Below are 6,516 nucleotides of genomic sequence, written 5' to 3' on the forward strand. Positions count from 1 at the left end.
GTCGGTCCGGCAACTGGTTGAGGCCGCCCCTTCTAAGTCAGGAATGGGATATTTTTTGATGATATGCGTATTCGATCTGTTCGGGCTTACCTAAAAAACCTGGCACTGACCAAACCCTACACCATTGCCTACCAGATCACATCCGATGTGGAAAATGTGTTTCTGGAAATCGAACTCGACAATGGCCTCATCGGCATTGGTGCGGCTAATCCATCGCCCGATGTGGTTGGTGAATCGCCGGAGCAGGCGTTGCAAAACTTACAGAGCGAATGGGCTTTGGGATTGATTGGCAAAGACATCCGCCTGTTTGTCTCCCTGATCGAACAGGTTCATGAGCAATTTCCGAATGCTCCCGGCACATGGGCCGCCCTGGACATTGCCCTTCACGATGCATTCGGTCAGTACCTGGGCATTCCGATTGTAGCTTTTTATGGTCAGAAAATCCATGCTTTGCCCACCTCAGTAACTATCGGTATCATGAACGTTGCCGATACGCTGGCCGAAGCCGACGACTATTTCCGACAAGGGTTTCGGGTGCTGAAAGTAAAAACGGGCCTTGACGTCGATGAAGACATCGAACGGATGCTAAAGCTTCGGGAATGGCACCGCCATTCGGTCAAGATTCGTGTAGACGCCAATCAGGGGTATAGCCTGGCCGATTTACAGAAATTTTGTCGGGCAACAGCCGAATTGGATGTCGAACTCATTGAACAACCCTTGCCGGTTGGTCAGGAACACGAGTTGCTGGCTCTGTCACCATCTATACGCCAGACCTTAGCCGCCGACGAATCGCTAAAAGGCCCGGAGGCTGCTCTGACGTTAACGAATCGACCGCAACCCTTTGGCATTTACAATATCAAATTAATGAAGTGTGGAGGCATTCGTTCGGCTTTAAAGATGGCCACTATAGCCGAACCTGCCGGAATTTCTCTTTTTTGGGGGTGTAACGACGAAAGCCGAGTGAGTATCTCTGCGGCTTTACACGCAGCATTTGCCTGTTCGCACACCCGTTATATCGACCTCGATGGCAGTTTCGATCTGGCTGAAGATGTTGTTGGGGGTGGCTTTGTGGTTGAAGACGGCTACATGCGGCCAACCGGTGGCAATGGCCTTGGCCTGACAAAACGGTAAACCTAAATCGGAATGACCATGCTTCCTTACTTCCCTTTTGGTCAGCGATTTAACGACAAGATGGGAACAACTCCCCTAGCTAAAACTGACCGATTGCTGGAAGTAGATTCGCAGTACACTTCGGAAATCGGCTTGAAACGGCAGCTTCTGGCTCAGTTACCCAGCTATTATTTTCAGTCACTGCCCGGCTACGAATTGGTTCAGTGGGAAGCGCTTGACCAGATACTCCACAAGTTGGTGGATACGTATCCTGAACACTTTTCACTAACCAAACAGGGCACTCAGTGGCGGTGGAAAAACCACTTACTTGCCGAAGAATCAACGTTTAGGTTTGGGGATCGGGCTTCTCTCCCCTATGCACCCCTCGACTGGGTTGGCCGTCAGGTACAGGAGGACTTGGTGCTCGTAACAGGCAACGAGGGGCAATTGGTGGCGGGTCTGCTCTGCTTTGCCAACGACTGGAGTCTGGACGAAAAACTTGGGCTGCCGTTCTGGCAAATCCACGAACCGATCAACGCTATTGTTGAACCCATGATGCGTTCGGCCGAACACTTTATGCAACGATTGCCCATCGGTAAATCCTTCTGGCGAGCCAACTGGAGCGTGAAAGTCAGCAATCAGTTAGATATGAGCACCCGGCATTTACCCGCCCTCAAACAACAGTTGAACGATTGCCTCCCCCAACTCACGGTCGACACCATCGGTGACCAACTTTATGTCCGCGTTGAACGGCAAACCCTCACCCGGCTCCCTGCATCCGATGCTATTCTGTTCACCATTCATACCTACCAAAACACCCTGGCCCACGAAGCTGCCCACCCCGACCGGGCTGCCCGCATGGCTCAGGTATTCAGCACTGCCCCGCCAGCCCTGATTACCTATAAGAGTATGACTGATTTTTTGCCGATCCTGCTGGATTATTTACAGGCTAAAGCAAAACCTGGAGCCTGACTAACCCAACCCAAACTCTATGCAACACCTCGCACGCACCCTCGACACGCGATCGGCCATTTTACTGGTAGTAAGCGGCATTATCGGCTCTGGCGTTTTCAAAAAAGTAGCCCCCATGGCGGCTGAATTAGGCTCGCCGATCCTGGTCGTAGGTTGTTGGATTGCTGCGGGTTTGGTTAGCCTGGCCGGGGCACTCACATACGCCGAAATGGCCGGTATGTTTCCGCAATCGGGTGGTGAGTATGTGTATTTCAAACATGTATACGGGAAGTTATTTGCCTTTCTGTACGGCTGGGGGGCTTTTACCGTCATGCGAACGGCTACGATTGCCGCGCTGGCACACATATTCGGTCAGTCGCTCATTTCGCTGACCAACGTTCCTGACGCGTTTGTAGAGGTTGCGGTCAAATCGGTAGCCACCCTGCTCATTCTCTTTCTAAGCCTTGTCAATTATCGGGGAATCACGGTTGCCGAGGGCCTTAGCCGTATACTTATCTACCTCATTTTTATAGCCGTTGCCATCATTGCCGTTTTGGGCTTCCGGGCAAACACGGGTAGCCTCCTCAACCTGACGCATGCCTTACCTCGTCCCAACACTTCGGCATATGGTAGTCTGCTCGGTTCGCTGGTGGTTGCTTCGCTCGGTGCTTTCTGGGGGTACGAAGGCTGGAACCAGATCGGCTACATCGGTGAGGAAATCAAACATCCACAGCGAAATCTACCCATTGCCCTCAGCGTTGGTACCAGCATCGTTGTTGCCATTTATGTGCTGCTAAATGTCGTGTATGTGTATGTATTACCGATCGAAACCCTGGCTGGCTTAGCCAATACGCCCGGCAAAATTGCGGCTGTCGAAGTCGTACGGGAAGCGGCTGGGCCAACTGGAGCTATCTTTATTTCGATTCTAATCCTGATCACCACCTCAAACTCGACAAATGCATCCATCCTGATGCCCGCCCGCGTTTTTTATGCAATGGCGCGCGATGGCCTGTTTTTTAAAGCAGCCGCTACCATTCACCCCCGTTATAAAACCCCTTCGGTAGCAATCCTGCTTCAATCGCTATGGGCGCTGATTATGGTTTGGTCGGGGAGCTTTGACCAACTGACGGATATGCTCGTTTTTGCCTCGTTTATTTTTTACGGAGCCACCGCACTGGGGGTGCTGATTCTTCGAAGCCAACAACCCCAATTAGAACGCCCTTATCGGGTCTTTCCAATTATTCCGGCCTTCTTTTGCGGATGCTGTGTGTTGCTGGTCATCATGACCCTGATCAATCAACCTCGCGAAGCCTTCACAGGGCTTGGTCTGATTGCCACCGGACTTCCCTTTTACTGGGTCTGGCGAAAGCGAGCCATTTAACGCGTAACCCCAAAAAATCAACTGTAATTCAGTACATTATACTTAACTATAAAAAAAAGAGGGATCGTAAAGATCCCTTCTGCGTCGGCTTGTAGAGTCGGCAACGCTGAGCTATCAACCTATTCAATTACCGGATACCCTTTGTCGATCCAGTCTGTTTTAAGGTTTTTGGCAATATTAAGCAGTTTATGATTCTTGAAACCCATTTCATTAAGTTTCGTAAAGGCCGGGCGAACATTCGGGCAGTTTTTAAACGGGCAGCACCCACAATAAATCACTATGGCCCGCGTCTTCGGCTCTTTGCTGAGTAACTTTTCCAGTTTCGCCAGATTCTCCGCTTCACTGGCGGGCCCTACGCCAACCGATGTTTTGATCGTAGCCGCTGGCCCAATACTGATGATCAAGGGCTGTTTGGCCTCTGGGGTGTTAATCGTAGCGGCCAAATCTGCCGGTTCCAGCAACTGTACAGGTTGCCAGGGTTCTGCGTTTTTCCAGCCAACCTGAACAACCATCAGACAGATCAGCAGGGCGGCCAGCACAGCCCCTGAGCAAGTGACAAACAAATAATTAGGTTTCATGTTCATAGATTAGCGAGCAACGTGGTTCGTATATTCTGAATTGTGGTAACAAAATCGGGCCAAAAGTTAGCAAATTGTTCGCCAATTTCGGTATAGAAACGCTCCAAATCCTCTATGGCCGTATCCAGTCCCGACGGGTAGGCGGTTCTACGGGCAACTCCCTTTAACGACCGATCGATACCGTCCAGATATTGGTAGCTCGTCAGCCAGTCCTGCCGAATCATGTACTCAGCCATCCGAACGACCGGAGCGGGCAACCGATTCGTATGTGTTTGGAGAGTCTGGTAGAAAAAGGCCACAAAATCCGACAATGGTTCGCCCGTTAGCGTCTGAAAATTTGCGGCCAGAAAATGGTCGAAAAAAATATCGACAGCCGCCCCTGCATATTTATGGCAGCGCGGATGCAGCAAATCCCGAATGGCCGCTACAGCCGGATGCTCATCGGTTAAGGTATCGATGGCCCGATGTAGCCGTACCCCAGCTATTTCGCCCGGTGTTAGACGATGGCGCGGACTTTCGGGATCGCCTTTAATAAAATCGCCACTAAAATTCCCGATGATTATTTCTGGATGCCGTCCCGAAAGGTATGCATGTGCCAGTATATTCATGGCACATCCGAGGATTGGGTAGTCGGTTCCTCTACCACATATCGCTCAACGGTCACGCCAAAACGGCGCAGGAACTCAACCCCTTCATCGGTCCCAATGCCTTTATAGGCTGCATACGAATTCAGGTAAACGACCCGCGCAATTTTCATGCTGTAAATAATCCGGGCACAGGCAATGCAGGGTGACAACGTGACATAGATGGTTGCCCCTTCAATTTCGGACCCGTTTTTGGCCGCGTATAAAATGGCATTCTGCTCGGCATGAAGCGCCAGCGAACATGACCCTTTCGAATCGCGGGGGCATCCAACGTCAGGAAACTCCTCGTCGCAGTTATGAGTTCCGGCCGGGGGGCCATTGTACCCAATCGAAATAATTCGGGTATCGCGGGTCAATACGGCCCCTACCTGCGCTTTGATACAGTGCGACCGTTTGGCCAGATTTACGGCCAGATCCATAAATATATCATCGAAGCGCGGCCGGGCCGATTTCAGTTTGGCATGCAAAATAGCGGTATCAATTGGTGGTTGCATTCGGTAAAGATACGGCAACGATCAGCTAATTAACAGTGACCCATGCGCAGATGCCTATTTTCTAGCCGCATTATGTAACTGATATAGCAATTATATATCGGAGGGCATGATTTTTGCCCTACTTACAGTCGCTAATCTATCGCCCAAACGATCCCTTCATGAAACAATTTCCCCTGCTATTTTGCGGCTTTTTCCTCGTCCTTTCTGCCTATTCCCAATCCATTGTTTATGTAACACCTGCCGGTGCAGGAAACAATTCCGGAAGCTCCTGGACCAACGCCCTTTCTGGCCTTCAATTACCCAACCGGGTCGCCACCGCCGATTCTGGAACCCAGTTCTGGATCGCTGCAGGAACCTACAAACCTACTACCACAACCGACCGAACGGCCTCATTCAGCATTGCATCAGGCTTATCGGTTTACGGTGGATTTGCGGGTACAGAGGCTTCATTAGAGCAACGAATTAATGGAAGTAATGAAACGATATTTTCGGGTGACATTGGCCAAGAAGGGTATGCACAAGATAATAGTCAGAGCGTACTTTGGATAGGACTTTTTGGTGGACAAACATGCCTGAATGGCTTAACTATACGTGATGGGCATAGACTACCTGGCGATAAATTCTATTATATAATCAAACAAAACGGGGTTGGTATAAGCACAGTTTTCTTCAAAAAAAAATCTCATTTGCTCATTGAAAATTGTAAAATCATTGAGAACATTTCTGAGGATTTCGGTACTGGAGGTGGCTTATCAGTCCTACTTGCTGATTCTGGCCAATCTAATGTAACGATTAAAAAATGCTTATTTTCACAAAACCAAAATTATTCTGGAGGAGCTTATTTAACAGCACAGTACACTAAAGGAATCATCATATCGCTCATAGAGGATTGCGTCTTTTCAAATAATTCGGCGGTTGGCGGTTATGGTGGCGCGATTTATAGTACTACTTATGATTCTACTGTTTGTTCCCTTAAAATAAAGAATAGCCAATTTCTTTCAAACCAAGCTACATATTCGGGTGGGAGCCTATATTCTAATTGGGCTCAATGTCAAATAGAATCTTCATGGTTTGTTAAGAGTATGTTGGGAAATCATCTTTGGCAATAAGTCTCGATTCGTTGTAACATGATCTGGCTATTGGCCAGATACAGCCAACTGACCGAAGAAGATGCTGTATGCTCATAGTCTTTGACGATTCTCCGAAAATAGTTCGTCCAGGCAATGCTTCGTTCCACTACCCATCGTTTGGCCACCGGTACAAAACCTTGGGCTGATTCAGGCCGCGACGCTTTCTCAAAATCGATACTCCAACGGTCAAGCTCTTGAGCAAACACGCCGTTGTAGGCTTGATCGCCG

Annotated in this window: 7 protein-coding genes and 1 pseudogene; 4 read left to right on the forward strand and 4 right to left on the reverse strand. The window is 49.4% G+C overall.

Annotated elements, in window-relative coordinates:
* Window positions 1-63: 63 nt before the first annotated feature.
* The 3 genes from B153_RS0120785 to B153_RS0120795 are packed head-to-tail and all read left to right on the forward strand — an operon-like array spanning window position 64 to window position 3,442.
* Window positions 64-1,131, forward strand: a complete 1,068-nt coding sequence (locus B153_RS0120785; RefSeq protein ID WP_020598673.1) for a dipeptide epimerase — start codon at window positions 64-66, stop codon at window positions 1,129-1,131.
* Between the two features lie 18 nt (window positions 1,132-1,149).
* Window positions 1,150-2,082, forward strand: coding sequence for a heme-dependent oxidative N-demethylase family protein (locus B153_RS0120790; RefSeq protein WP_026262326.1), 933 nt, complete (start codon window positions 1,150-1,152; stop codon window positions 2,080-2,082).
* A 19-nt stretch (window positions 2,083-2,101) separates the two neighbouring features.
* Window positions 2,102-3,442, forward strand: a complete 1,341-nt coding sequence (locus B153_RS0120795) for an APC family permease (protein ID WP_020598675.1) — start codon at window positions 2,102-2,104, stop codon at window positions 3,440-3,442.
* Between the two features lie 119 nt (window positions 3,443-3,561).
* On the opposite strand, the gene B153_RS0120800 is transcribed toward B153_RS0120795, so the two are convergent.
* Genes B153_RS0120800 through B153_RS0120810 form a run of 3 tightly spaced genes read right to left on the reverse strand, consistent with a single transcriptional unit; the run spans window position 3,562 to window position 5,158 of the window.
* Window positions 3,562-4,020, reverse strand: coding sequence for a rhodanese-like domain-containing protein (locus B153_RS0120800; RefSeq protein WP_157634768.1), 459 nt, complete (start codon window positions 4,018-4,020; stop codon window positions 3,562-3,564).
* Window positions 4,021-4,022: 2 nt separating this feature from the next.
* Window positions 4,023-4,628, reverse strand: a complete 606-nt coding sequence (locus tag B153_RS0120805) for an acyl carrier protein phosphodiesterase (RefSeq protein WP_020598677.1) — start codon at window positions 4,626-4,628, stop codon at window positions 4,023-4,025.
* Window positions 4,625-5,158, reverse strand: a complete 534-nt coding sequence (locus B153_RS0120810) for a deoxycytidylate deaminase (RefSeq protein ID WP_020598678.1) — start codon at window positions 5,156-5,158, stop codon at window positions 4,625-4,627. The genes B153_RS0120805 and B153_RS0120810 overlap by 4 nt, the downstream gene beginning before the upstream one ends.
* 158 nt (window positions 5,159-5,316) lie before the next feature.
* Between B153_RS0120810 and B153_RS0120815 the strand changes: the two genes are divergently transcribed.
* Window positions 5,317-6,267 carry a hypothetical protein gene (locus B153_RS0120815; protein WP_020598679.1) on the forward strand — a complete coding sequence of 317 codons (951 nt, stop codon included), beginning with the start codon at window positions 5,317-5,319 and terminating at the stop codon, window positions 6,265-6,267.
* Here the strand turns inward: B153_RS0120815 and B153_RS0120820 are convergent.
* Window positions 6,252-6,516 (reverse strand): annotated as a pseudogene (locus B153_RS0120820) (IS5 family transposase); the annotation flags it as partial. The gene B153_RS0120815 and the pseudogene B153_RS0120820 sit on opposite strands and share 16 nt — an antisense overlap.

This window comes from Spirosoma panaciterrae DSM 21099 (assembly GCF_000374025.1).
Taxonomy (GTDB): Bacteria; Bacteroidota; Bacteroidia; order Cytophagales; family Spirosomataceae; genus Spirosoma; species Spirosoma panaciterrae.

Bases quoted from the DNA above. Each gene is read 5' to 3' on its own strand.
- B153_RS0120815 (WP_020598679.1), top strand. From the start codon at position 5,317: ATGAAACAATTTCCCCTGCTATTTTGCGGCTTTTTCCTCGTCCTTTCT.
- B153_RS0120800 (WP_157634768.1), bottom strand. From the start codon at position 4,020: ATGAAACCTAATTATTTGTTTGTCACTTGCTCAGGGGCTGTGCTGGCC.
- B153_RS0120805 (WP_020598677.1), bottom strand. From the start codon at position 4,628: ATGAATATACTGGCACATGCATACCTTTCGGGACGGCATCCAGAAATA.
- B153_RS0120790 (WP_026262326.1), top strand. From the start codon at position 1,150: ATGCTTCCTTACTTCCCTTTTGGTCAGCGATTTAACGACAAGATGGGA.
- B153_RS0120810 (WP_020598678.1), bottom strand. From the start codon at position 5,158: ATGCAACCACCAATTGATACCGCTATTTTGCATGCCAAACTGAAATCG.
- B153_RS0120785 (WP_020598673.1), top strand. From the start codon at position 64: ATGCGTATTCGATCTGTTCGGGCTTACCTAAAAAACCTGGCACTGACC.
- B153_RS0120795 (WP_020598675.1), top strand. From the start codon at position 2,102: ATGCAACACCTCGCACGCACCCTCGACACGCGATCGGCCATTTTACTG.